Annotated in this window: 23 protein-coding genes; 1 reads left to right on the top strand and 22 read right to left on the bottom strand. The window is 35.4% G+C overall.

Going from position 1 to position 26,183, the window contains the following annotated elements; translation table 11 throughout:
* Nucleotides 1-253 precede the first annotated feature (253 nt).
* The 7 genes from DFR56_RS00460 to DFR56_RS00430 form a co-directional block, all read right to left on the bottom strand.
* A complete protein-coding gene (locus DFR56_RS00460) occupies nt 254-1,732 on the bottom strand; it encodes a xylulokinase (protein WP_158525444.1) in 1,479 nt (492 codons plus the stop codon).
* 94 nt (nt 1,733-1,826) lie between these two features.
* Entirely contained in the window at nt 1,827-2,600 is a 774-nt protein-coding gene (trpA, locus tag DFR56_RS00455; RefSeq protein WP_158525443.1) for a tryptophan synthase subunit alpha, read from the bottom strand.
* Nucleotides 2,601-2,602: 2 nt separating this feature from the next.
* The gene (locus DFR56_RS00450) at nt 2,603-3,568 is read right to left on the bottom strand and encodes an ABC transporter permease (protein ID WP_110393459.1); all 966 of its coding nucleotides are present in this window, start codon (nt 3,566-3,568) and stop codon (nt 2,603-2,605) included.
* 1 nt (nt 3,569) lies between these two features.
* On the bottom strand, nt 3,570-5,075 hold the full coding sequence (locus DFR56_RS00445; RefSeq protein ID WP_110393458.1) for a sugar ABC transporter ATP-binding protein: 1,506 nt from the start codon (nt 5,073-5,075) through the stop codon (nt 3,570-3,572).
* A gap of 26 nt (nt 5,076-5,101) precedes the next feature.
* The gene (locus tag DFR56_RS00440; RefSeq protein ID WP_110393457.1) at nt 5,102-6,049 is read right to left on the bottom strand and encodes a sugar ABC transporter substrate-binding protein; all 948 of its coding nucleotides are present in this window, start codon (nt 6,047-6,049) and stop codon (nt 5,102-5,104) included.
* Between the two features lie 14 nt (nt 6,050-6,063).
* Nucleotides 6,064-7,011, bottom strand: a complete 948-nt coding sequence (locus DFR56_RS00435; RefSeq protein WP_158525442.1) for a sugar-binding transcriptional regulator — start codon at nt 7,009-7,011, stop codon at nt 6,064-6,066.
* A gap of 391 nt (nt 7,012-7,402) precedes the next feature.
* On the bottom strand, nt 7,403-7,846 hold the full coding sequence (locus DFR56_RS00430; protein WP_110393455.1) for a hypothetical protein: 444 nt from the start codon (nt 7,844-7,846) through the stop codon (nt 7,403-7,405).
* A 902-nt stretch (nt 7,847-8,748) separates the two neighbouring features.
* Between DFR56_RS00430 and DFR56_RS00425 the strand changes: the two genes are divergently transcribed.
* A complete protein-coding gene (locus tag DFR56_RS00425) occupies nt 8,749-9,705 on the top strand; it encodes an acetamidase/formamidase family protein (RefSeq protein ID WP_110393454.1) in 957 nt (318 codons plus the stop codon).
* Between the two features lie 201 nt (nt 9,706-9,906).
* Here the strand turns inward: DFR56_RS00425 and DFR56_RS00420 are convergent, their stop codons facing one another.
* The 15 genes from DFR56_RS00420 to DFR56_RS00350 form a co-directional block, all read right to left on the bottom strand.
* On the bottom strand, nt 9,907-10,581 hold the full coding sequence (locus DFR56_RS00420) for a LuxR C-terminal-related transcriptional regulator (RefSeq protein ID WP_110393453.1): 675 nt from the start codon (nt 10,579-10,581) through the stop codon (nt 9,907-9,909).
* A 129-nt stretch (nt 10,582-10,710) separates the two neighbouring features.
* Complete coding sequence (locus DFR56_RS00415; protein ID WP_110393452.1) at nt 10,711-11,505, bottom strand: DUF817 domain-containing protein; 795 nt, start codon at nt 11,503-11,505, stop codon at nt 10,711-10,713.
* Between the two features lie 323 nt (nt 11,506-11,828).
* Nucleotides 11,829-12,689 carry a fumarylacetoacetate hydrolase family protein gene (locus DFR56_RS00410; protein WP_110393451.1) on the bottom strand — a complete coding sequence of 287 codons (861 nt, stop codon included), beginning with the start codon at nt 12,687-12,689 and terminating at the stop codon, nt 11,829-11,831.
* Between the two features lie 16 nt (nt 12,690-12,705).
* Nucleotides 12,706-13,380, bottom strand: a complete 675-nt coding sequence (locus tag DFR56_RS00405) for a GntR family transcriptional regulator (protein WP_110393450.1) — start codon at nt 13,378-13,380, stop codon at nt 12,706-12,708.
* A gap of 70 nt (nt 13,381-13,450) precedes the next feature.
* The gene (locus DFR56_RS00400; protein WP_110393449.1) at nt 13,451-14,797 is read right to left on the bottom strand and encodes a short-chain fatty acid transporter; all 1,347 of its coding nucleotides are present in this window, start codon (nt 14,795-14,797) and stop codon (nt 13,451-13,453) included.
* A gap of 216 nt (nt 14,798-15,013) precedes the next feature.
* The gene (locus DFR56_RS00395) at nt 15,014-15,421 is read right to left on the bottom strand and encodes a RidA family protein (RefSeq protein WP_110393448.1); all 408 of its coding nucleotides are present in this window, start codon (nt 15,419-15,421) and stop codon (nt 15,014-15,016) included.
* A 17-nt stretch (nt 15,422-15,438) separates the two neighbouring features.
* A complete protein-coding gene (locus DFR56_RS00390) occupies nt 15,439-15,837 on the bottom strand; it encodes a cupin domain-containing protein (protein WP_110393447.1) in 399 nt (132 codons plus the stop codon).
* A 408-nt stretch (nt 15,838-16,245) separates the two neighbouring features.
* Nucleotides 16,246-16,962 carry an alpha/beta hydrolase gene (locus tag DFR56_RS00385; RefSeq protein WP_110393446.1) on the bottom strand — a complete coding sequence of 239 codons (717 nt, stop codon included), beginning with the start codon at nt 16,960-16,962 and terminating at the stop codon, nt 16,246-16,248.
* Between the two features lie 27 nt (nt 16,963-16,989).
* Nucleotides 16,990-18,570 carry an FAD-dependent oxidoreductase gene (locus DFR56_RS00380; RefSeq protein WP_170124484.1) on the bottom strand — a complete coding sequence of 527 codons (1,581 nt, stop codon included), beginning with the start codon at nt 18,568-18,570 and terminating at the stop codon, nt 16,990-16,992.
* Nucleotides 18,563-19,267, bottom strand: a complete 705-nt coding sequence (locus DFR56_RS00375; protein ID WP_110393444.1) for an N-acetylmannosamine-6-phosphate 2-epimerase — start codon at nt 19,265-19,267, stop codon at nt 18,563-18,565. The genes DFR56_RS00380 and DFR56_RS00375 overlap by 8 nt, the downstream gene beginning before the upstream one ends.
* 46 nt (nt 19,268-19,313) lie before the next feature.
* Nucleotides 19,314-20,834 (bottom strand): DUF4127 family protein, encoded by a 1,521-nt coding sequence (locus tag DFR56_RS00370; RefSeq protein ID WP_110393443.1) that lies wholly within the window; start codon nt 20,832-20,834, stop codon nt 19,314-19,316.
* 55 nt (nt 20,835-20,889) lie between these two features.
* On the bottom strand, nt 20,890-22,560 hold the full coding sequence (locus DFR56_RS00365) for an ROK family protein (RefSeq protein ID WP_110393442.1): 1,671 nt from the start codon (nt 22,558-22,560) through the stop codon (nt 20,890-20,892).
* A 30-nt stretch (nt 22,561-22,590) separates the two neighbouring features.
* On the bottom strand, nt 22,591-23,412 hold the full coding sequence (locus DFR56_RS00360; RefSeq protein WP_244916387.1) for a carbohydrate ABC transporter permease: 822 nt from the start codon (nt 23,410-23,412) through the stop codon (nt 22,591-22,593).
* A gap of 13 nt (nt 23,413-23,425) precedes the next feature.
* Entirely contained in the window at nt 23,426-24,334 is a 909-nt protein-coding gene (locus DFR56_RS00355; RefSeq protein ID WP_244916386.1) for a carbohydrate ABC transporter permease, read from the bottom strand.
* Between the two features lie 337 nt (nt 24,335-24,671).
* Entirely contained in the window at nt 24,672-26,012 is a 1,341-nt protein-coding gene (locus DFR56_RS00350; protein WP_110393440.1) for an ABC transporter substrate-binding protein, read from the bottom strand.
* Nucleotides 26,013-26,183 lie beyond the last annotated feature (171 nt).

Here is a 26,183-nt window from a genome sequence, read left to right as displayed (position 1 = left end):
TTTTGTGAGGAAGATACAAGTGAAGCAGCACGCCTTTTGTTACAATATGTGCCGTGGATTTTGAATATGTGCCGCAAAATTCGATTATGTCCTAAATCCTAGTTATGCCGGCAATTAGTGGATGTAGACAGTAGTACGGGGAATTCATTCAGGAAGATGAAACAAAACGTAAAAAGTCAATGTGACCAAAATACTTATAGTATGAACAAAAGGTCACATTGAGCACGTTCTTTAGTAAAATGTATCTGCCAAATTATTGATACATCGTTCGCAGTGCAGGGTAAAGTCTTTTAAAAAGAGTATATTGGCTTTCGTATTTTTGCACATTAGCTTCGTTAGGATAATAATGTTTACTTGGAACTGTTTTTACATGTTGATCGATAAATTGTTCGTATGATTCCATCCAGCCTAGAGCGAGAAACGCGGAGGAAGCAATTCCAATAGAAGGAAGATATTCACTGTTTAACGGTACACGAATGGGATGATTCATTATATCAGCCATCATCTGACACCATGTTTCACTTTTGGAACCACCACCAATTAGAGTAATCGTACGCTTGTCTTCTACCTCAAACATCTCTAATGTTTGTTTTAATGAAAAAGTAACTCCTTCCAGGGCTGCTCGTGCTAAATGTTTTTTTGTAGTAGACGAACTGACTCCCCAGTAAGCACCTTTTGCATCTGGGTCATGGATAGGATTTCGTTCTCCATATAAATAGGGTAAAAAGACGACACCTTCACTACCAGGAGCAACTGTTTCAATGAGTGATTCGAACGCTACATAGCTGTTTTCTGTTTCCTCACAAAATGAATGCACTGCCCAATTATGAACATTTCCTACATTTAAGAGTGGTGCAACAGAAATTCGCTGATCTTCCTGAACAAAAGCTAAATTAAAATGGCCTTCTGATAAATTTTCGTTTGTGTCATTTTTTTCAACCATGGCAAGCCAGCCTGTCGTACCAAGATAAAAATAACCATCTTTCACCTGTATCGAACCTGCGCCAAGTGTCGATGCACCGGCGTCTCCACTACCATTAATGATGAATGTGGAAGATGAAAATCCACTCACCTTACTTGCAGTTTTTGAGACAGTCCCGACGATTTCTTTTACATCTATTAAATTTGGTAGTTTGGAAATATCAACGCCACAACCATCCACGATCGGTTCATGCCATTTACGTTTTGTTAAATCCATCATTCCTGTCGTTGCACCAGTAACTGGATCTGTCACCGCAACTCCTGTTAGTTTATAAATGATAAAATCTTTGGCACAAAAAACAAATTTTTTTGCATCTTTATACTGTTCTTTACGATGTTTTTGTAGCCAGCTTATTTTAGCAAGAGGAGTCGTTGCACTCATATTATTCCCAGTGACATTTCGAAGATCCGGGAATTTCCCCATCACCTCACCCGCTTCTTCTCCTGCCCTCGTATCAGAATATAAAATGGCACGATACTTTTTCTCCGTCTTGCTAACAGTAATAAGGTCTTCCATTTGCCCTGAAAAAGTAATAGCTCGTATGGAATGAGGAGAAATACCACTTTGCCACCATGTTGCTGCTATTTTTTTAATCGCTTCCCACCAATCTTCAGGCTGCTGCTCTACATTTCCATCCTCTATATAGGTCGTTAATTCTATCGTCTGTTCGCCCAAGGGTTCTACAGCTCGATTCACTAATAAACCTTTTATCGCCGTAGTTCCAATATCAAAAACTGCTACATAATCCATGTCGTACTCCTCCATTCCCAAACGCCTCGCACACTATTAGGCCAATCCCATTCTCATTACAAAATGTCCGCTAAAACTTTCACCTATGGTAATTTCAAACATCTTTTGCTTTTTCCAGTTCATGAATGAAGTGAACTAAATCATCGTCATTTCCGGAACTGACAAGACGAACAATTTCACTCCCAATCACAATACCATCATAACCCACATGAAAGATTTGTTCAGCAATCGTCCGATTTTTAATGCCAAATCCGGCCATCAATTTCGCATCTGTTACCTTTCGCATCCGCTCATAAAATTTTGGCAAATCTTCTGTCATTGTAAGTGAATTCCCTGTTTTACCAGTATATAATTGACAATATACAACATCATTATGGTGAATTAATGTCTGAATGTCCTCATCTGACATTTGATCATTAATGACTGGAATCACTTCAACCTGTTCACGATGGACATGTTGCTGTACTTCCTCCATTAGATGAATTGGTAAATTAGGAATAATAAAGCCATCAATGTAAGAAGATTTCGCCAATTTTATATAAATGTCATCTGCTAATAAATCTTCCTCATATCCCATAATCCATAACGGAATATCTACCTTGCTTCTGAGCAATTTGAGATAATCAATAAAGTCGGTTAAAGATGAAAAATTTCCTGCTATTTCTCGATGGGCTCGTTTTATTGTTTCCCCATCTAAAAATGGATTTTTACTCGGAAATCCAATTTCAATCGCATTTACCCCAGCATGGACAGCTTTTTCAATCATGTCGATGCTCGCTTCTTTTGTAGGATGCCCCCCAACAAAATAGGTAGTAATAAACGAAGTAGGAAGTTGTTTGCTAATTCTTGTAGTTAATTCTTTTCCCACTTTTATTCACGTCCTATCTTTTGAAATATTAATGCTGCAATAATAATGATCCCTGTAATAACATCCTGCATAAAGGAAGGTACTTGTAAAATAGTTAAACCATTTGCTAATATCCCTAAAATGGCTGCTCCGAATAAAGTTCCAACGACATTCGAAATACCACTACGAACAACAGTCATCCCTAAAAAGACAGCTGCATAGGCATTAAGAAAATATGCCTCTCCACCAGTTGGATGTGCAGAACCTAAACGAGATGCTAAAAGTGCACCAGTCAATGCTGCTAACATACCACATAAAGCGAAGGCAATTGTTTTATAATAATTAATACTTACACCTGAAACTTCAGAAGCTTTCTCATTTCCACCAATCGCGTAAAAACGACGTCCTAACGTTGTATGTGCCATCACATACCAAAAAATGATGACAAGAATAATCATAATGATAGAAAGTAGTGGAAAAACGAAAATTTGTGTTTGTCCAAGAAATTTAAAACTTTCCGGTATATTTTCAAAAACGGTTGACCCACCTGTTAACCAAAAAGTAAACCCACCAATTACCGTTCCCATCGCAAGTGTTGTAACAAATGATAACACTCGAAAACGTGTCACAATGGCACCACTGATTAATCCGATCACAAATCCGATCACGACAGGTACTAAAATACTAACGAAAATCGGCACTCCTGCAATGGCAAGTTTAGCCGAGACGACGCCACCAAGACTTGCCATGGCACCGATCGATAAATCAAATTCCTGCACACTCATGACAAGTGTTGCACCAATTGCAATAATGACTAAAAAGGAAATTTGCCTCGTAATATTGATTGCATTATCAAACGTCATAAATGAATCCGGACTTAAAATACTAAATATCACAATTAATGCAATCCCAGCAAAAATGGTTCCATAAGCACTTAATTTTTGGGAGAATGACATTTTTTGCTTCTGTTGTTTTATCGTTTGACTCATTCTATTTTTCCCCCTTTTGATGTTTGTAACATATATCTAAAATAGTATGTGTATCAATTCGGTCATTGACAAGCTCAGCTACTGTCTTCCCTTCACTATACACAATAATTCGATCACTAATTTCAAGAATTTCTTGGATATCAGAGGATACAAAAATAACCCCTTTTCCTAATTTGGCTTGTTCTTGTAAAAATAAATGAATATCGTTTCGTGTCATAATGTCTACTGCTTGTGTTGGTTCATCACAAATATATAAATCAGGATTTGTTAGAAGCGCCTTACCAAAGACGACCTTTTGTTGATTACCTCCACTTAATTCAGCCACCTTCTGATTTTCACTTACAGCCTTCACTTTAAAACGTTTCATTTCTTCGGATACTTTTTTACCTTCCACAGAACTAGTTATAACTCCCGCTTTTGATACGTCATCTAAAATCGGTAATGTCATATTATGACGGATCGTGTTTGACATGATTAAACCTTCATCATGTCTATTTTCAGGTATTAAAATCATCCCAGCTTTTATCATTTGTTTTGGTGAAACTTTTCCTAGCAACTTTTCCTTATACGTAATGGATCCTGTTGTTTTTTCTCTCAATCCAAAAATGGCTTCCATACTTTCCGTTCTTCCTGAGCCAGCCAGACCATACATTCCGACTATTTCTCCAGCATGAACATCAAAAGTAACATCTTCTACTTTTTTATCTTTCGTTCCTAACTTTTTAACAGAAAGTAATAATGTACTAGATCGCTGTTTATTACTACTTTTTTCTGCTGTTTTCATTTCTTTTCCATCTGTCATATGATGAATAATTCTTTCTCTCGTTATCTCCTCTTTTTGTAGAGATGCCGTGACTTTTCCACCTGTTAACACAGTGACATGATCTGAGATTTTAATGACTTCTTCTAGTCGGTGTGAAATATAAATGATTGCCACATTTTCTTTTTTCAAATGGTCGATTAATGAAAATAACAATTCTGATTCTTTATCTGTTAAAGAAGCTGTCGGTTCATCTAAAATGAGTACTTTCGATTCATAACTCATCGCTCGTAATATTTCGAGCATCGTTCGCTCTGTTGGCGTCAAATCATAAACTGGTTTATCTAATGTTATATCAATTTTCCACTTTTCCTTTAATGCATTTGCTTGTTCTCTCATTTTACTCCAGTTAATACCACCGAGCTTATTTTTCGGATAGGTTCGATTCAAAAACAAATTTTCTAAACCCGTAAAATAAGGGACAAGTTGGCGATCTTGGTGTATTACATTTACACCAAGATCTTGAGCATCTTTGGGTCGATTAATGAAAGTCTGTTGCCCTTGCCAAATAATTTGTCCATTTGTTGGTTGATAAACACCTGTCAGTATTTTAATGAGTGTGGATTTCCCCGCACCATTTTCGCCTAATAATGAGTGAACAGTGCCTGCTTCAAACGAAATAGTCACATTTTCCAACGCTTTATGACCGCCAAATATTTTTGTGATTTCCCTTGTTTGTAATAACATCAGTCACTTTCACCTCTGAGTTGTTTTTATTCTGCCGTAATTAATGTAGCTGGAGCATACAATTCAGTTCCGTCTACTTCTTCTCCATTAAATACTTTTTCCATTTGTTCAATGACGATTTCGGACATGCCGATAAAGTTTTGTTCTACTGTTGCTTTAATTGGTGAGCCATCTTTAATCATTTCAACTGCTTGGCTATTTCCATCGATACCAGTAACGATAATTCCGTCACGGCCATCCGCTTCAATGGCTTGTGCTGCCCCAATTGCCGGCTCGTCCCAACCAGCCCAAACGGCTGTAATAGCATCATCATCTTTATTTGCAAGGAGCAAGTTTTCCATCTGTTGACGAGCACTTTCAATTGGACCAGGAACTTCTACTTCTTGTTCCGTAAGGACTTCAATATCAGGATACTCTTCTAACAATGCATCTAATGTTTCCGTACGTTTTAAAACCCCTGGGTGTGGACGGTGTGTTAAAACGATTAATTTTCCTTTTCCATCCAATTGCTCAAATAAATATTCTGTCATCATTTTTGACATTTCTTCATTATCACTTGTCGCATTCATTGTCATACCTTCAATATAGCCTGAATCACTTCCGAAGACAGGAATTCCCGCGTCATCCGCTTGTTTAATTTGTGCAGCCACTTGATTTGGATCTGTACTCACAATGACAATAGCGTCTGTTTTAGCTAAAATAACATCTTCCATACGTGACGCTAATCCACCTGCATCCCCTTTTGTATCGATGACATTTACTTTCCAGCCATTGTCCTTCGCTTTTACTTCAATTTCGTCAACCATTTGCTTCGTTGTAACAGAAGATAGATAAGGAGTTAAAATAGAAATACTTTTTTCTCCATCATCATTTGAAGCATTTTCCTGTGTACCCTCTTCTCCACCATCACTTGAACAAGCTGTAAATACTGCGACTAAAGCAATTCCCATGAATAACATTAATAATTTCTTCATGTTTGAACTCTCCTTCATGTTGAATATTGTAAAATGTGTTTCCCTGTTTGAACATCTGTCACTAACACATCGACCCATTGCCCTAATAAACTCGCTACGATGGCATCAATCTTTTTCTCGCCAGCAGCTACAGCAATCACTTGATCGACTTCCTTTAAGTGTTCAGTAGATATTCCAATCATGCGGTCTGATAATTCTTTTGCAACCTCTTCCCCCTTTGAATTTAAAAAAGTTTTACCAATACTACATACAGCACCCGCGTCTTTAATATCGGTTAGTTCCTTTTGATTTAAATTCATCGTTTTGAAAAATGTCGCTTCTTCCGTTATTTCCCCAATTCCAACTACTGCTATTTTCAAGGTTTGATAACGATCTAATACTTTTTTAATATCTTCTTCTTGAATAAGTTGAAGTTTCATTTCTGGTGAACTGACTATTACAGGGGCATTCAATACATAATAATCACATTGTAAATTTTCAGCCAATTGAATCACATTCGAATTCGCATGCCAGTTAGCCCCTTGTATTCCTAACCCACCAACGAGTGGAATCACATGAACATTTTTTTTCGCCTGACCATTGATCAACTGAACTACTTGCTGAATTGCTTTTCCAGCCATGACACCGACTTCGTCACCTTTTTTAATAACGCTTTCTAAAAAGATCGCACCTGCCTTTGCCACCGATCCAAACGATTGATCCTTCGTCATATTTGCAGTGTCTACGATAACGGCATCATTCAGTCCAAACTTGTCCACCAATTCTTGCTCAATGATCGACTCATCACCAAATGGATTATTAACTTTAATCTCCACAATTCCTTCTTCTTTTGCCGAACTAATTATTCGACTAATTTGCGGTCTTGAAATTCCAAACTTTTTAGCTAATTGTTGTTGATTATATCCCTCCAGATAATACAATTGGCAAATCTTCACCATTTGTCTTATCTTTTCTTTTTCCACAGCATCATCCCCCAATCCGTGGTTTTTGAACAGTTGTTCATGCAATGTAATTTTGTTCATCGAGATACTTACAAATATAAAATAATCCAAAATAAAAGTCAAGGAGTTTTTACCTATTTTTTATTAATTATTGTTTTCAATAAGATTTAAGCATATAAATGCAGGTCATTATGACTAGTTTTATTAGTAGTGAAAAGAGATGTTAGGAGCGTGGAAATCTTCGGGAAAGTGCGCAAATTTCGAGAGAAGTGCGGAAATAACCGAGGAAGTACGGAAATTCGGTTATCTACACATTTACTTAATGGAGCATAAATGCCAAAAGAAAAAATGTTACTCTTTTGAAAGATGTAACATTTTTTCTTAAGCATTCTTAGACAATGCAACCAATCAATTAATTCACATTAATTACATGTGCGACATTCACTTCATAACTACCCTGTTTTTCCTCGTTAACATCGACATGCCATTGAGGTGACAAAAGCTCTTTTAACATATGAAGTTGTTCTTCATTTAATGGAATACCGATTAACTTTTCCTCGTTTTGTACTACATAATCTTCATTTTCAATAAGTCCAAACTTCAAGCGAACCAACCTCTTTATACCATGAATCGAGATGAACTTTACGGTATATCCTGACTTTATTGCTGTTTCAATTGTTTCTGGATCTTTTTTATATGATTCTATTAAATCATCATAATCAAAAGTATCGTCAAATGCATTTAACTCCTTACGATCCCCTGCTACGACATATGCAAGTAGACGATCAGCATCCAATCCTTTGGCAAGTGGTGTTTCAATTAAGTATGCTTCCCATAACGTTATTGCAGCTGTCATTTTTCACATCCCCTTTAAACGAAATTACCCACATTATTTGATAAATATAACTCAACTAATTCATGACGATAATTAATCCGGTCATTTCTGTTAAGACCTTGCAATCTCCTCGTATCACTTTTCCGGTGATCATCATTGAAACTGCATAAATACAAATTAGGAATATACTATCACTAAGGTCGTTTCACATACACATTCTACCTTCATAGATAAAACTAATATACTTACGATGAATTACTTAGTCAAGTATTAGTACCTATCCACTTAGTTTATCTACTTTAGCTATGCCAAAATATCGGAAGCACTCCCATTGGGGGTATATCTACTACTCAAAAAAGAAATTATTCAATATTGCAAGTAGACAAATCTGTTAGGTTCTTTTAATACCTTCCCTCTCTATGTAATAAGTGCCACCACATTAATAGGATTGTGACAAGTAATACCAAATTGAACTTTGCTCGTCTTCCTTGTCGTTATTTATACAAACGTTCATTCTAATCGGTTTCAACCTACAAACTGAACGAATGATCCTATCTTTTAATTAGCTGGCTTGCTTGTTTTTCTGGTCGTTGGAATCACTACAATGAGTAAAAGTATTTTCCTTTGATCCATTGGATAATCCTGCTATATTAGTATGAGTATTGTTATGGGAGCAGCGTCCATTGCGAAATGAAGCTTTTTGGGATTTGATGCTATTTAACATTTTCAGAAAATCTGCTGACAGCCAAGGACAAAAGCATAACAGTGGCTAGATTTTACCTTTGATTAGTATGATCATTATCCCTAATGTCAAGATGAACGTAGCATATAAGGCGAACGTTTGGATAGCGGCAAGTCAACTTGTAACAATTTACTTTCCAATTACAACAAGAGACGTATCAATGTAGAAAGGAGAATGCAATATGACTATGCACCATCACAACCATTCACATATGACCATTCATGGCTTCAATGCTCATAAACATTACGGATGGGATAACACATTTACACCAATAGCTGAGGTAGATTCAGGACAAATTATTACGTATGAAATTATGGAAGCATCTGGAGGGCAATTCACAAAAAAGGCAACAAAAGAAGATATTAAACAAATTAATTTTGAAAAAGTAAACCCTGTTGCCGGACCTGTTTATGTAAAAGGTGCTGAACCTGGTGACACACTTGAAGTAGAAATGATTAATTTCCAACAATTAGATTGGGGTTGGACAGCAATCATTCCAGGGTTTGGGCTTTTATCTGACCATTTTACTGAACCAGCCATGAAAACGTATGATTTAACAAAAGGTAATAAGACTGAATTTTTGCCTGGTATTGACCTATTTATTAAACCTTTTCCTGGTACAGTAGGTGTTGCATTACCTGAAAATGGTCATTTCAATGTCGTTCCACCAAGAAAAAATGGTGGTAATATTGATGTACGCCATTTAACCCGCGGGACTAAGTTATATTTACCTGTTTGGGTGGAAGGTGCATTATTTTCTATAGGGGATACACACGCAGCACAAGGTGACGGAGAAGTTTGTGGTACAGCAATTGAAGCCTCAATGGAAACGACCGTACGAATAAAGTTACATAAAGGTAAAAGTATTCCTGAACCACGTTATGAAATACCTGGTATCCCTACACCTGAGGCAGATAGTAAAGGATATTTTGTTACAACTGGTCATGGAACAGATCTCGCTTCAGCTTCTAAAAAAGCGATCAGTTATATGATTGAATATTTAGTAGATACGTACAGAATGACGGATGAAGAAGCGTATATGCTTTGCAGTGTAGCGGTTGATTTACGGATAAGTGAAATAGTCAACATGCCAAATGTACTCGTATCAGCTTTTCTACCAAACTCGATTTTTTATTAATATTAGCAACGAATCTTCGTTTTTTGTAAAAATTTATTCTTATCTGGTGCGGCAGATACCATTTTTCTTTTAAAGTTAGATCGTTTAAAAACGACCAGTCATCTGCACAATTACGGCGATGGCTGGTTATGATCTGTTAATATTTATTTTTCCACCATTCATTTTCAGCTTTTACCTTCCCCTGAAACAAATTATTATTTCTTATATTTCCACCCAATTATTTCGAATAGCAATCACTGCGGCTTCAGTGCGCCCTTTTACATTCATTTTTTTCAATATATTATTTACATGATGTTTCACCGTTTGTTCACTTATTTGTAATATTTTAGCTATATCATGGTTTTTCTTTCCGTTTGCCAGTAACTGAAGAACATCATATTCGCGATCTGTGTATAAATACAATGGCTTTTTCACCTTAACCAGATCTTTTTCATCTTCAGGTTCAAACAATTTTCGGTACTCATTAATCAACTCTTGTGTAAGGGCTTGGGGAATGGAAGATTCACCTTTTAACACGACATGTATCGTATGTATAAACGATTGTGGATCCATTTCTTTTAAAAGGTATCCATGCACACCATGCTTAATTGCTTCTGCTACGTAATTTTCTCCCTCTTCCGATGAAAGAGCAATTATTTTTATTTTTGGAAAGAGGTCAATTATTTCTTGGATAAACATTTTATGTTTCATAAATATATTGATGTCTATTAAAAGAACATCTATTCTAGTAGTTGGTAAAAGTGATTGTACAATTGAAATATCGTTACTGCTTATGAAAACGTTAAAAAAAGGTTCATCTTCTAACAAAAATTTTAATCCTTCACGAAATAATTGTTGCTGATCAATGATCGCAATATGTATGTCCGCTTTTTTCATCTGTCTGCCTCCAAATATGCTATAAAATATCCCCTATTCTTATTATTATATATGCCGCTTCTAGACAATATCTGAACAAAAAAGACTCCCTTTCCAACTAAATGGATTTGAAGTCTTTGGACAATCATGTTAGGATATTTTATTTGTACCCATTTTATTTATCGGATGAGGGGATCGACTTTCCTTAAAATGTTTTAATAGAGCGACAATTAAAAAACTAATAATGACAAGTAAGAACCAAGAACTAATTTTACCGATATGAACAAGTTCCCAATGTGCCTGTTGATTCGGGTAGCGCCACGCCCCAAAAAACGTAGCAATATTTTCTGCGATCCAAATAAAAAAGCCGATAAGCAAAAAGGATAAAGAAAGCGGCATTTTATATTCACGCTCATTGACTGTAAAATAAACGAATGTTTTGAAGAATATGATGAAGGTTGCTAGTTTTAATATCCAGCGAACATCAACTATATAATGATGTGTATAAAAGTTAAAATAGATTCCTATGCTCAACAAAAAGACAAGCCAATTTGGTGGAAAATGTTCCAGCTTTAAATTTAGCCTTCTCCATGCTTGACACATATAACTAGCAACACTTGCATACATAAATCCACTATATAAAGGGACTCCGAATACTTTTGAATATGCAGACTCCGGGTAGCTCCATGAACCCATATGTACTTTATAAATCTCTAATGAAAGTCCAATAATATGAAAGACACAAATAACCTTAACTTCATCCCATGTTTCCACTTTAAAGATGACCATGAGGACTTGAGTCACTAAACAAATGAGTAAAATGAAATCGTATCTCGCAATAAACGGAATATCTATCATTCTAGTAATCGCAAGCGTTAAAAAAATGGTGACAGGAAAAAGACATGCTTTCGCCTGCTCTATACCGAAATATACTAATTGCTTCATTGTAACTCCTTAAAATAATGTTTTTCTAACTATATCATGAATCTAAGAAATATAGATAGAAAATCATCTTTGACTATAAAAATAAGGCCCCCCTCTATCGCCATTATTACGCATTTTTCACAACTACAGGAAGAAGCTTGAAATTTGCTACAGCTTTAGCACTGAAGCTAGACACGACTAATATTACAAACTAACCTTATCCACAATTCAAATATAGTTTCCTAGATTACAAAAAAACTACAAGCCACTTTTGAAGTGTTTTGTAGTCCTAAAATGATTATCCTATACTAAAATAGATGCCTTCTTGGAAAAATCATACTCTATTAATACTTAATCTTATTTTTAATTTGACCAATTTGTTCAACTTCTACTGTAACAATATCATTATGTTGTAAGAATAACGGTGGATTTCTCTTAGATCCAATTCCTTGAGGAGTTCCAGTTAAAATAATATCCCCTGGCTCAAGTGTCATTCCTTTAGAAATCTCCGCGATAATATCAGCTACTTGAAACATCATTAATTCCGTATTACTATGTTGAACTCTTGTCCCATTAACGTAGCAACTGATCTCTAAACGTTGAACATCATCTATTTCGTCTTTCGTTACAATATATGGTCCAATTGGACATGATTCATCCATACTTTTCCCTAAAAACCATTGCCCACCATGAGCAAATTGGACATCTCTTGCAGATATATCATTTGCAACAGCATACCCAAAAACATATTCTTCTGCCTCTTCTTTTACAATATTTTTACCTCGTTTAGCAATAATAACAGCTAATTCTGCTTCATAATCTAATTTATTTGTATAATCACTATCGACGTGAATATCACTAAAAGGTCCAGTAATTGTGTTCGTCGCTTTTGTAAAGACAGTTGGAGATTCTGGAAGTTCAATATTTTGATTATGTCTCTCATTAAAATGCTCCAAATAATTCCAACCTACACAAATAATATTTCGTTTCGCTCTCTTCATTGGTGCTAGTAATTCCGTATGCTCCATTTGTGTTACATCCAATTGTTGCTTACTAATAAAGTCATTTATTTTTACAAATGCTTTTTCCCCATCTTCAATCACTTGAAAAATATCGTGATATAAAGAGGAAATGTCAATCAAGTTATCATTTCTAACGATGCCTAACTTTTCTTCTTTGCCTACTTGATACGATGCAAATCTCATTTTAAGCCCCCAAGATTCATTTTAACTTTTCTTCTATTTGCTTAATATCTTTTTTAATGAGTTCTAATACTTCTTCCATTACTCTTGACGTATGCTTTAACATTGCTTCTTCTGCTTTCAAAGCATTTTTTTCTTGTAAATATCGAATGGTTTCTTCATGTTCTTTTAAGGAAAGTATATTATGTTTATCGTTCTTTTTAAAAATAGAGCCATATCGATTTCCATTTTTCCATAAATCTTGGATTAGTTGAACAAGGATATCATTATTACTTTGTCGATAAATCCCCATATGGAAATCAATATTCAATGATTCAAGTTTATCAAAATCATGACGTTCCAGTGCCTTATATGATTCATCTATAAGATGTTGTAACTTTTCTATCTCTTCTTTATTCATATTATTTGTCGCCAGTCTTGTTGCGAGTGCCTCGATTTCAACCCTTACTTCAAATATATTTTTAATATCTTTTAAGGATAGTGGTGCAACAAATGCACCAATATGAGGCTTAACGATCGCTAAATTATCTGATTGAAGTTGATTGATTGCTTCCCGTACAGGAATATCGCTACTACCAAATCGTTTGGCCAATTTACTAATCGTTAATTTTTCACCAGGCTTATACACACCATCATAAATTTCTTGTTTTAATACATCATAAATCATTGCTCTTTTCGTCTTATATTCCTTCATATAAATCTCTCCTATTTCATACAGCGTATATTATATATAATATACCATATGAGGAAATTAAGACATTATTTTAAAGAATTATTGGTAATATTGTTAGTAATACACCAGTTACAACACCGCTAACAAGCATTGCTGTAATACAATATCCCATGATATCACGAACTCCTAAACCGGCTAACGCTAGTGCTGGTAACGCCCAAAATGGTTGAAGTAAGTTTGTCCATGTATCACCATAAGTGATTGCCATTGCTATTAACCCTTGTGGAACACCAAGTTGCTCAGCTATCGGTAAAAAGATAGGTCCTTGAATAATAATCTGTCCACCTGCTGCCGGAACAAATAAATTAAGAAAACCTGCTGCTAAATATGTCAAAATAGGGAGTGTTTCTGCTGTTGCAATAGACGCAAAATAATTAGAAACAATTTCTCCTAAGCCTGAACCCGCTAACATTGTTTGAATCGCCCCATAAAATGGGTATAAAATGATTAATGGAGTAACTGACTTGATGGAACCTCCTGCTGCTTCAAGGTAAGGCTTTACACCACTATACATTAGTAAACCTAAACCAATCGTGAACATATTAATTGTATTTAAGTTTATCGCATTAACTCCCCCTGTAATAATTGCTTTAGCAAAAAACAGTAAACAAACTATACCAGCAATCGAAGAGATAATTCGATTATGTTCTAATTTAAATGCAAGTGATTTTCCTTTTAAGTCGACTTTCTGTTCAAAATCACTAGAGTTGTCATCCTCTATAAGTTTATTAGAATCAATGGCAATAATCTCATGCTCTTTTGGTGTCAGCATTCTACTTACTAATGCATAGGTTAAAATTAGCGCAAGCCCAATAATTAAATTATGCAACGTAAAAATTGTTTCTGTTAAAGGTATTATTCCGTTAATCCCTTCTACCGGGTGATCAGGTGTATTCAATGTCAAAGGAATGGATGACGATAAGCCGGAACTCCATACCGTAAAACCAATATAAGATGCTGCAATTAATAAAGGATAATGTGTCCCTTTTACTTGTTTTGCTACTTCCTTTGCATAAATAATTCCTACTACAAGTGCGATTCCCCAATTTATGATACCTACTAGAGAAGTTACAATTGCAACTGTAAAAACTGCTTGTGTTGGATTTTTAGGAATGGAAGCTAGTTTTGCTAAATACTTTTTAATAAAACGAGTATTAGCAATAGCGGAACTCGTAATTAAGACGATACTTAACTGCATTGTAAATGCGAGTAAACTCCAAAATCCATCTCCAAAATGATCAATCATTTCACCTGGGGAAGTCGGTGTCCAAATAAATGCACTTAATAAAACAATAACCAATAGGATGACAGCGAATACAAATGGGTCCGGTAAATATTTTTGAACTAACGAGTTAAAGAAATTTGCTAGTTTTTTCATCAAATCACTCCTTGTACAAAGAATTAGAATTTAGACTTAGGAGTAATTCCAGTTGGTTTTGAGATCACTAGAAAAACCCTAAATCTATTTATTGAAAAATAACGATTGTTGCCTCGACTATAGGTACATTCAGGAACCAAAGTTAGTGAATGGTTCGAATTGGTCTAACCCGCTATATACGATGTTGGACTGGATTTCCTATCAATAATTTTTTAATTAATTATTATTTTCTTTTACTGCTGCAATTGCTTCTATTTCAATTAAATGTTCTGGACTTACCATTCTTGATACTTCTAACATGGCACATGCAGGATATGGTTGATCAAAATATTTGGCTCTTACCTCGTGAATTTCATTAAACATATTCATATCTTTTATATATAAGGTCATTTTGACAATGTCATTCATCGTTGCTCCTGCTTCTTCAAGAATATGTTTCATGTTAGTTAGAACATTATCAGTCTGTACCTTTATGTCGTCTTTCCCAACGACATTTCCTTCCTTATCTCTTGAAGTAAATCCAGATACAAAAATTAATCGTTCCGGCTTACTTACCTCAATTGCTTGTGAATAAATTCCTAAAGGCTCGCTTAATTTTGGACTTACATGTTCAATAATTTTCAATTTTAATCCCCCTAAATTTATTGTGCATCCTCATCATTATCATAAAATTCTGGTCTACTAGGATAATGAGGACCATCATATATTTCTAAGAAAACTGTTTCTTCAAGTGCTACTGTTGGGCCATGAAAATTTCCTTTTGCATTTGCATAATAATCACCAGGTTCTAACGTAATTCCTGTTTCCGTATATTGATACTTTCCAGAAAGCATATACATAAATTGATTTGATGCATGTTCATGTTTCATTGGAATACCTGCGCCCTTTTCAAATTTGATAAGAGCAATAGTTGCTCCAGTTTCTTCATTTCTAAAAAGCATTTTATCGAAAAGACCTTCTAGTGATTTACTATCCCACTCCATTTTTTCAGTGTTGACATGTACTTCGCCTTCCAACCTTTTGTTCGGATCATGCTTCATTTAACTCATTCCTTTCCTTTGCGTTACAACGCTTACATTTTAGATATTATATATTATATATGATATATGTTTTATTGTAAATGTTTTTTATGCTTGTTACAATAAGGAAAATATTGTTAAGGGTATTATTATCTGTTCGTTCTTTGGTTATACCAAAGAACAATAGAGGGGCTAATACTAATTTTTTAGGCAATATAAAAACTCCACCTACTGTATTAGTTACATAGGTGGAGAATGAATTTTTACTATCTCATTTCAACATAATTTATTTTCTTTTCAACTTTCAAATTCCTATTAAGCTAAACCAATCACGTTGACAAAACCGGGAAAATCAAAGCATATCCGACCGCTTCTAGCAGCATGCTACTATGACAAGTTAATTTACTAGACTCTTAGATGTTGTATACTCTATGTAGTCATCATAAAATAATCTAATACATTCGGCAAATCTTGTTTCCAAATAACCCATTCATGATTTTCTTCTAGTTCTATGTATTGGATCGTTGCACCTTTTTTAGTAAACATGTCACGTAGTTCTCGATTATACGACAGAATATTCATCTTTTCCTTCGTAATTGGGGATATAAATTCATCTTCATATATGCCGACTGTTTGATAAACATTCCAATTCAAACATTCGACATCTTGTAACAGTTGAATATCATCCTTCGAAACTGCAGCTGATTGAAGCAACAAATGCGTACATTTTTTAGGATTTTTAATAGCTATATTCAAAGATACATTACCAGCCAATGAGTCTCCGAGAAATCCTCGTTTTACAATGTGTATGTTACTCGTTTCTAGTTCTTCTTCTATTGTGGGTATAAATTCATCCGTCATAAATTGAATATATTTGTTAAAACGATTTCCTTTTCTACTATAGGAATGCCATCTTTGCAATGAACTTCCTGGATGGATTAGGACAAGTATCATTTTATTTGCTAGATATGGATTACTTGCTAGTAATTTTTTAAATGTATCTTCCAATCCACCTAATGTTAAGTAATCCTTTCCATCTTGAACATACAAAATAGAAGCATCTTGCATTTTTTCTGCTGGTTTTAATAGATAATATTCATAGCTTTCGTTTACAATTTTACTATCAAATGTTCCCGAGATTTTCATCAAAGTACAATATCCTTCCTTAATGAACTATGCTAAATCGATATCTTCAGGCCAATGTAGCTGGATACCATTTTGCTTCAACATGCCCTGATAGGACAGTAAATGATCTTGATTTTCACGAACATCATGGGCGCTAATATTATTTAAAATGGCGTAAGCAGCCAAATAACCGACAGATTCACCGATATTCCACTCTGTCGGATGTACACGATAGCAACCATTGGTGATTTGCGTTGTACCGATATTTTTACAAGCTGGCAAGACATTTCTCACTCTTGTTGGTAACACTGCGCCTAAAGGAATTTCATAAGGGTAACTTGGCAGATAAAAAGTTCGATTAGAATGAACGGTGTGATGCAAATCCAAATGGTAGCTCCCCACTCCAATACTATCTTTATATTGAAGAATTCCTTTCTCTCCTCTAAACTGTTTATTAACATCCGTCTCCGTAATAGTATAAACCGCTTTAATCCTCCTTGACTCCCGGATATATGGATATTTTGCAAGTCCATCTTCCGTACCAAGTACATCTTTTCTAAGTCGTAGACCTGGGTATCCTTTGCCACCATCGAGCCTTGGAGCTTCAGTCTGGAGCCAATATAACAAAGATAAGCTTAGCTGTTTTGCACCATGCAGATTTTTTTTCCTGACTTCTTCTGAGACATCAACAATTGCACCTAAAAAATAATCATTTTGTGGCCAGTTGATTAATGATACATCCCCCTCATATATGGCGTCACTTAAATGATCGACAGCCAGTGCACGACGATAAGTAAATAATGAAGGAATGTCCTGATCATTTGGGAGTAATGTAAACTCTTTTAACGTAGAGGTATCTTCGCTATTCACTGCATACCAACTCAATAAAGGATATGTTGAATAACTAGGAATAAATTGCTTCCAAAATTCATATTGCTCAGGTTTTTCAATGGTATAATCTTTACCTTCTAAATAATCAACTGCAAACACATATGTGATGGATTGCATATCAAGTGGATCTTCTTGTTCCAAGGCATGTGGTTCTCCTGTTGTTTCCTTTGATTCAGCTCCAGTCACATATTCCACATTCGCAAGTGGTAAAACATCACCGACTTCAGTTGCATCAATGAAGTACTTACCAAATAGCGTTATTTTATCACCTTTCGATAGATGACGAACTGTGACGGATGTGACAAAATCACCAACTGTACTGGCGGAATCAGGTTTATAGTGATAGCAGATTTGAATTCTTCCACTATTTACATAAGGTGCTAGCATGTCTTCCAACACTTTTAAAGCTACTTTCGGCTCATGAGACAAGCGACTAACCCATGCGTTTCCGGGATTTAAAAAATCATCCTTTTTTGCTGCATCAGTTAAAGGATAATTTGTTTTATAATATTCACGTACTTTATTTCGAAATTCTCGGTATGTAGCCGTACAACCGAATTGCTCAATCCATGGATGTTCATCTAGTGGTACTCCTTGGCTAGTAAGTTGACCACCAATCCAATCGGTTTCCTCTGTCAAAATCACGTTCAAACCCATTTTGGCAGCCGCTAGAGAAGCCATACATCCGCCGAGACCTCCACCTAAAACGATGACATCTGCTCTTTTTTCCCTATGCAAAACAATCACCCTTTTTTTCTATTACTTGTACAAACGTTTTCGTAATTAACTGTGGTCTCGTAATAGCACTTCCTACAACCACTGACCAAGCTCCTAATTCAAGCATTTTCTCTGCTTCATTAGGAGTATTAATTTTTCCTTCTGCAATAATTGGAATAGTATATGTTCTACAAAGTTCTTCCACTAGAGCAAAATCCGGACTATCCTTATGTTCTGTTTCTTTTGTATAACCAGAAAGCGTAGAAGAAAGAATGTCCACATTACATTCATAAGCGTACTTAGCATCTTCAAGTGTCGCAATGTCCCCCATAACAAGCGTATCACTATTTTCATGAATGTAATCAACCAAATCTTTTAATTTCTCTTGATGAGGTCGTGTTCGTTTCGTTGCATCTAAGGCGATAACTTCTGGACGTACAGAGAGCAATTCTTTAATTTCTTCCAAAGTTGGTGTAATATATATTTCACTATTAGGATAATCACGCTTAATAATTGCAATTACGGGAAGATTTGTTTGTTTTTTAATGGCTATACAATCTGGTACAGAGTTGCATCTAATCGCTTTTGCTCCACCTTCTTTTGCAGCTTGAGCCATTTTCGCCATGATTTCAGCTCCATGTAATGGTTCATCTTCAAGCGCCTGACAAGATACGATTAAATGGTGATATATCTCATTTAAGAAACTATTTTTTTTCATACTTACTTCTCCTTGCCCATACTTTTTTATACCGTGAGAATGGAGATTATCCAAAATTCACTTTTAAGTCGATCCCACATTCAAACATTCGATTCCAAGGGGCATATGTTTTTAATTGTTCTATTTTTACATGTTGAAAAGAATGAACAAATTCCTTATTAAAAGAGTTTTGTAATCGTTTATCTCTCTCTTGATTAACAATATCTGCCTTCCTTTTTAGATCAAAATAATTCAGATCATGTTTTGGCAAATAATCAGAAACCATCTGCATACGTATTTCCGTTTGATATAAAAAGTCATCTAATAAATGATAGATAATATTTTCTTGTATTTTATTTGAATGACCAAATTGACCAATGACTCCTTGAGAAATGGTTGTACCTAACGTATTACAATTCGTATTCCATCCCTTATAAGATAACAGTTTACTTAGAATTTCTTCGTTATCCAACAGTCTAACTAATTCAGAATCTCCACCATTAGCAAAGGCAGAATCTGCGATTATTACATGCATTCCTTGTTCAATATATTTTTTTATTTGCTCAACAAATAGAAGCATATTTCGATAACTTGAATAAGTAACATCTCTTTCAGGCTGATCCCAGGCTTCCTGCATTACTCGACCAGGAACGTTGTAAGCAAGAACCAAATCAGCATCTTCGGGACGTTCTACCATTCGACATCCTGCCGCATAAATATGAGACTTCATACTTTCAGCAAAAGGTCGATCCTCATACATTGGAATAAGTGTCGGACCAAGTGTACTGCTCCAAATGGGGTAAATTTTTGGTTGATATCCTTTCACATCGTTATAAACGCGAGCAAGCAATGTTGCTCCCACCTCGTCTGCACCCGGATAAATCAATACCTGTTTATCCAAACGCAATTGTTCACGCTTAGAAACAATTACCTTTTGATCTATTGCTGTATAACCAAATTCCGCACTATCATCTTGAGGAATAACTAGAAAAGAAATAACCCCTTCCTTCACTAAATCTAGGACATATTCGTTCACCATGGAATTGAACTGTCTTCTTTTCTCATAGTCTTCTACAAAGTTTTGGGGTAACTTATTTTGAATTTCAGCTAATTGATCTTTTTCTTTTGCAGACAATTGGACACGCCTGCTTTTATCATGTAAATAAGCCTGTAAATATATTTCCTTCCCCCAATCTTCATAGTAGTCTGGCTCCTCATCACTAGAACTATATTTAGGTGTACGCATAATCATATTTGATGCATAGATTGGTAGATTGGAATACTTTTTACGTAAAGACCTTAATCGATTCATCCACTTGACTGCTTTATCTTCTGTCAATTCATGTAATCGTGAAGGGATTAAACCACCATATACGAGCATGTCGATACTAAGAATAATTGCATCGGATCGAACTGCCTCGTTATTTATCCATTCCCATATTTTTTCCGTGTCTGAAGGGGTTTTTTTATTCCCAAAAAATTCATTTGGTGGTAGAAGTAACTTAATATCTTCTGCTGTGTTTGCAATTCTCTCAACGATATGGGTATTACACGGTCTTTCATCAATGGGTACATAAAGAATTTCCATGCTTTTCCTCCTTCAAATCCACTGTTCCACCTCTCACATTTTAACCATAGACTTTTTATTTATGGACTTTCTTATAATTAGTGTTTTGTAATTCCTTGAATAAAACTTCTAACAAAAATAAGATGGAGGCTTCACTGATAGAACCTCTAAAATTATCGACGTCATCTTTAGAAGGTAATAGTAAGGATAAATCGGATATATTGGATATCGGTGAATCTTGCTGACTAGTTATTCCTATCGTCATGCATCCCATTTCACTTGCGAATTTCAACATTTCCATAATTTCCTTATCATATCCTGATAAACTTAACCCTATAACGATCATTTCCGGCTGTAGGACATGCTTAGATGTTTCCATTTCATATTTGCTTGAAAAGGCATCTACCAAGATACCACGTTGCATTAGTTTATATTTAATTAATTGATTCACATACTCCATTTCTCCCGTACCATAAAGAAAGAGTCGATCCGATAAGGTGAATTGATTCATCAACGCTGCAAAATCCAAAGTTTCATTTAATGTTTCCAATTTACTCAAAATATCAACATAACCCTGTTTCACTTCTACTAGGGAACTTGTATCTGTTTTATCATGTAGACGAGTGCCGATAATCGCCTCTTTTGCCATTAAACGAAGCTTACTATACGATCCAATGTCTAATTTCTTACAAAATCTCGTAATCATTGATTCGGATACGTTTATTTTTTGTGCCATTTCTGAAATAGTATTATTGGGCACGTCGTTCATATTTTTCATAATATAAGTTGCAATCATGCTTTCCCCTTTTGTCAATTTATGCCTGTTTGATTCCATCAATGTTGTAATCTTATTAAAGGGTTGCATGGATTCCTGTAGCAAGAAATAACGTAATGCTCCGATCATACCCGCATCGTTCAAATTTCCAGCAATTTCTATTTTTGTTTTCTTTAAAATCGCCGGAATGATATCTTTCTTCAATTGTTTTTTAATTAGTGGGTATAAATAATCTCTTTGATTGGTAATTCCACCACCGATCACGATCATCTCCGGATTCATCATATACGCTATCGTTGCAATTCCTTTGGAAAGATAGTAAACAAGCCTGTCTATTTCCTCTATACAGACTTTGTCACCTTTACGAGCGTTGTCAAAAATAATTTTTCCATCGATACTCTCTTCGAAAACTTCTTTTCTTCTTGCCACATTCTGTATTAAAATTCTAGTTGATGCTAATTCTTGAAATTGGTCACCTTCAATTGGAATATATCCGATTTCACCTCCACTATAGCTGTGACCTGTGTGTAATTTATTATCAATAATATAACTTCCACCGATTCCGGTGCCTACGGTCAAACAAAACAAACTTTTAGCGTCTCTTCCTTTTCCGATCCAAGATTCTGCCAAACCGGCACAGTTGACATCATTTTCAACTTCAACTGGCAATCGAAAGTAAGCTTCTAACTCTTTTTTTATCGGAGTACCAGTATACTCGGGAATAAGCGAGGAAGCATACAGAATTTCCCCTTTTTTAGAGTCAACCTGTCCAGCAGTACTAATGCAAATCCCACTGATGGAATACCTGCCTATCAGTTCATCACCAATTTCCTTTACCTTCCGCAAAACCTCTGGTCCTCCTAATTCAGCTTTAGTAGCCGTTTCACTTCTTTCTAAAAAATTTCCCTTATCTGTAAGCACCCCATATTTAATTAACGTACCTCCTATGTCAAATGCTATAAAATTTCTCATTAGACTAACTCTCCTTAGGACTGAATATCGTTACCCTTTTACTGCTCCTTCTGTTACACCAGATATAAAGTGCTTTTGTAACCAAATAAAGATTAACAAACTTGGGATAGTTGTTAAAATGGAAGCAGCACTAATCAATTTTAAATTTCCTCCATCAAAATTTTGGGACATTTGTGCTAAACCGATCGATAACGTATACATGCTACTTTCTGTTGTATTAATTAAAGGCCACAAATAATCGCCCCACGTAAACGTAAACGTATAAATAGCTAACGAAATTATCGTAGGTTTTACAAGAGGCATGGCTACTTTAAACCAAACTTGAAATCGGTTCGCACCATCCAGATAGGCAGATTCCTCTAATTCCTTTGGTATATTTAAAAACGCTTGACGCATAAAGTAAATCCCAAACGCAGTAGAAATTTGCAAGACTGTTAGACCTAGATGTGTATTCCGCAACCCGAGATCTCCAGCAATCTGAAAAAGCGGAGCCATATAAAGTTGAAAAGGTACCGTCATTGTTGAAATAATAATGGTTAAAACAATGCCTCTTCCTTTAAATTCAATTCTAGAAAGTGCATACCCAGCAAGACTACTAAATAAAATATTTAATGGAACTGCAATTCCTGTTACGATAATCGTATTCCATAAAAATGTTCCAAAATTTGCCTTATTAAAAGCATCGATAAAATTCGTTATGGTTGGTTCCGTTGGTAATAAACCGTCATAGATACCTTGACCTGGGGACTTCAAAGCAATGAATAAAGTATACATAAAAGGACCAATGGTTACCAACGTAATACCAACCATCACAAGATAGACGAATACTTTTTTACCTACCTTTGATTTCAATTTTTTCAACTCCTTAAGCCCGCAAGTCATCTTCACGTTTACTCGTCAGCCTCATTTGTATCAAAGAGCCGATGATTGCTAATGCCAATAATACGATCCCTGCTGCGGACGCAATACTAACGTCCAAATTAACAAATTTATCATATATATACATGACTAAGGTGGTTGTTGCCCCAGCAGGACCACCATTTGTCGTCAGAGCAATTTCTTCAAAAACTTTTAATCCATTAACGATCGTAAGTACAGAAACCAATGTAATGGAAGGTACTAGCATCGGCATGGTGATTTTTGTAAATTGTTGGATACTATTTGCACCATCTATACTAGCTGATTCATACAATTGATTTGGTATCGATTGAAGGTTAGCCAAATACATAATCATATAATACCCTAACCCTTTCCAAGCAGTAATAAATGCAACAGCAACCAATGCAGTTGCTGAATTGGTAAGGAAGTTCATGGAGGAATCTAATATCCCAATTTTTACTAATATGTTAGACAAAAGACTGTCTTGTGAATATAGCATTTTCCACATTAAGGCTGTAACAACAATTGGTGTAACGACTGGGACATAGTATAATACGCGAAATAATCCAACCGTCCTGAGTTTTTGATTGACTAGAACCGCCAAAATCATTGGTAAAAAAATATTCATTGGAAGCACGATAGCGACAAACAAGATCGTATTCACAAAGGCTTTCCAAAACATTTCATCCGAGAATATTTCTTTAAAATTATTTAAACCAACGAATTCGCTCGTATCGGCAATAATTTTATAGTCCAACACACTCCAGCGGAAGGCTTCGATAATTGGTATAATTAAAAAAGTCATCAATACTATGATGGACGGGAGTAAAAAAAGCCAAGGTGTTAAATGTCGGATCAACTTTCTCTTTGATTGTGTAAAAGAAACTCTACTCACCTTATCCCCTCCGTATAAGATTAGAGCCTGGGACAAAAGTGTTTTCACCAAAGAAAAACCCGAACAATAGTAGTTGCATATAACCCGCTCTGGAAATATACTACGCTTTCACCACAGGGCATAAGAGCGACATCTGTTCAACCTGCGCTATCGCTTGTCTTCACAGTGTCTCCTTTACCGCGGGCGGCTGGTGAGCCTCCTCGTGCTAGTACACTGTGGGGTCTCACCGATGCCTTTCCTCCCGCAGGAGTCTACGTATATTTCCTCCGCTAAGGTAATACATTGTTCGTCTTTAGATTTGGTCGTTTTAGTTATGTCCCAGCCCCATTATTTTTTATTAAAATGTTGGCTGAATACTTGTCTTTTCAAATGATTCGTCCCATTTTTCGGCTATTTTTTGTAGTGCTTCTTCCGGAGTTAACTTACCTTGTAAGTTTTCTACATAAGTGTTTTTCACAACTTCCCGAAGTTCTGCACTATTTTCAAGTGGGGGAATGAGTACTTCTGCCCGCTCTAATGATTTGGCTGCTTCAAGCATTCCCAAGGCCTTTGGAGAATCACCTGGATCTGTAAAATACTCATCTTCCAAAGATTCTTTTGTTGATGGTAGAACCGTACCAGCAATCTTAGCAAATTCAAGTTGATTTTCTGCATTTGTAACAAATTCCGCTAATGCCATTGCTGCATCAGGATTGTTCGATTTTGCTGGAATCGAAAAGTTCATAACAGCAACATTCATACGTGCATCTAAGTCATTTAATGGTTGACCCGCTTTAGAAACTTCATAAATATTAGGTGCACCAGATTCAATCGGTCCTAGAAATGTTACACCACTTTCTGTTAATGACAGATTACCAGCCATATATAACTCTTGTGCAGTGGAGAAAGTACCTTCTACATTTTCCTGTGGCATAATTCCTTCTTGATACATTTTTTGTGTTAATGTAAAGTATTCAACAATATCCTCATTATCTTGGAGAACAGTTTTACCATCTTTAACAATTGGTTCACCATCTGCAAGCGTAAGCATTTTTTCCATTACAGTGTCACCTTCGTTAATAATTTGAAAATAGGAAGGTTTTCCTGTTTTTTCTGTTATCGCCTTTGCAGTTTCATAGATTTCTTGTGTATTTGATGGTGTTTCTGTAATACCAGCTTGTTCAAAATGATCATCGTTATACCAGCTAACCGTTGTTGTCAAATACCAAGGTAATGCATAAAGACCATCTTCAAAATTTCCTGATTTAAAAGGTCCTTCTAAGAAAGTATTTTTTAATTCTTCACTTACTAATTCTGATAAATCTAATAACCCACCTTGAGAAGCAATGTTTACCATATAGCGTGGAGCCAAGTTGACTACATCTGGTACATCATTTCCGGTTAAAGAAGTCAATACCTTTTGTTCTATATCATTTTGTGGAATGTCTTCGATAATTACATCTACATTTGGATGAAGTTCTTCAAACTCTTTCTTAATATCTGCAAAATAACTATCAAACGGCTCTCCCGATAGAGAGGCTGTCCACATTACCACCTCGCCTGAAAGCTCGTCAGATGTATCTGTATCTTGCTGAGCATTATCGTTACTTTTTTCTTTCTCACCACCACAACCTACCAACCCGATTGCTAAAATCCCAATAAGTAGACTTAGTAATGTTATTTTTCCCCTTTTCCCCATCTAATTCTTCCTCCTTATGTTTTGAGAAATAGTTTTATATCGGAAAGCGTTTTCCCTATTTTTATTTTACTTAATAATTGTTTACTTTTCAACTTTTTTAAAAATAATTTTTATATTTACTTTTATTTTAAAAATAATTTCCTTTAAAAGCCAGAGAAAATCTTACCTCCA

This window comes from Pseudogracilibacillus auburnensis, from assembly GCF_003201975.1.
GTDB classification, from domain to species: Bacteria; Bacillota; Bacilli; order Bacillales; family Amphibacillaceae; genus Pseudogracilibacillus; species Pseudogracilibacillus auburnensis.
The sequence above is the reverse complement of the archived record's forward strand: the minus strand, read 5'-3'. Positions and strand labels throughout refer to the sequence as shown.

What these genes read in the sequence shown, in the direction of transcription:
- DFR56_RS00405 (WP_110393450.1), bottom strand. Translation starts at nt 13,380, where the DNA reads ATGAAGGAATATAAGACGAAAAGAGCAATGATTTATGATGTATTAAAA.
- DFR56_RS00445 (WP_110393458.1), bottom strand. Translation starts at nt 5,075, where the DNA reads ATGTTATTACAAACAAGGGAAATCACAAAAATATTTGGCGGTCATAAA.
- DFR56_RS00350 (WP_110393440.1), bottom strand. Translation starts at nt 26,012, where the DNA reads ATGGGGAAAAGGGGAAAAATAACATTACTAAGTCTACTTATTGGGATT.
- DFR56_RS00450 (WP_110393459.1), bottom strand. Translation starts at nt 3,568, where the DNA reads ATGAGTCAAACGATAAAACAACAGAAGCAAAAAATGTCATTCTCCCAA.
- DFR56_RS00420 (WP_110393453.1), bottom strand. Translation starts at nt 10,581, where the DNA reads ATGAAAAAAGCGGACATACATATTGCGATCATTGATCAGCAACAATTA.
- DFR56_RS00430 (WP_110393455.1), bottom strand. Translation starts at nt 7,846, where the DNA reads ATGACAGCTGCAATAACGTTATGGGAAGCATACTTAATTGAAACACCA.
- DFR56_RS00425 (WP_110393454.1), top strand. Translation starts at nt 8,749, where the DNA reads ATGACTATGCACCATCACAACCATTCACATATGACCATTCATGGCTTC.
- DFR56_RS00365 (WP_110393442.1), bottom strand. Translation starts at nt 22,560, where the DNA reads ATGAGAAATTTTATAGCATTTGACATAGGAGGTACGTTAATTAAATAT.
- DFR56_RS00375 (WP_110393444.1), bottom strand. Translation starts at nt 19,267, where the DNA reads ATGAAAAAAAATAGTTTCTTAAATGAGATATATCACCATTTAATCGTA.
- DFR56_RS00460 (WP_158525444.1), bottom strand. Translation starts at nt 1,732, where the DNA reads ATGGATTATGTAGCAGTTTTTGATATTGGAACTACGGCGATAAAAGGT.
- DFR56_RS00390 (WP_110393447.1), bottom strand. Translation starts at nt 15,837, where the DNA reads ATGAAGCATGATCCGAACAAAAGGTTGGAAGGCGAAGTACATGTCAAC.
- DFR56_RS00410 (WP_110393451.1), bottom strand. Translation starts at nt 12,689, where the DNA reads ATGAGATTTGCATCGTATCAAGTAGGCAAAGAAGAAAAGTTAGGCATC.
- DFR56_RS00400 (WP_110393449.1), bottom strand. Translation starts at nt 14,797, where the DNA reads ATGAAAAAACTAGCAAATTTCTTTAACTCGTTAGTTCAAAAATATTTA.
- DFR56_RS00440 (WP_110393457.1), bottom strand. Translation starts at nt 6,049, where the DNA reads ATGAAGAAATTATTAATGTTATTCATGGGAATTGCTTTAGTCGCAGTA.
- DFR56_RS00415 (WP_110393452.1), bottom strand. Translation starts at nt 11,505, where the DNA reads ATGAAGCAATTAGTATATTTCGGTATAGAGCAGGCGAAAGCATGTCTT.
- DFR56_RS00370 (WP_110393443.1), bottom strand. Translation starts at nt 20,834, where the DNA reads ATGGAAATTCTTTATGTACCCATTGATGAAAGACCGTGTAATACCCAT.
- DFR56_RS00385 (WP_110393446.1), bottom strand. Translation starts at nt 16,962, where the DNA reads ATGAAAATCTCGGGAACATTTGATAGTAAAATTGTAAACGAAAGCTAT.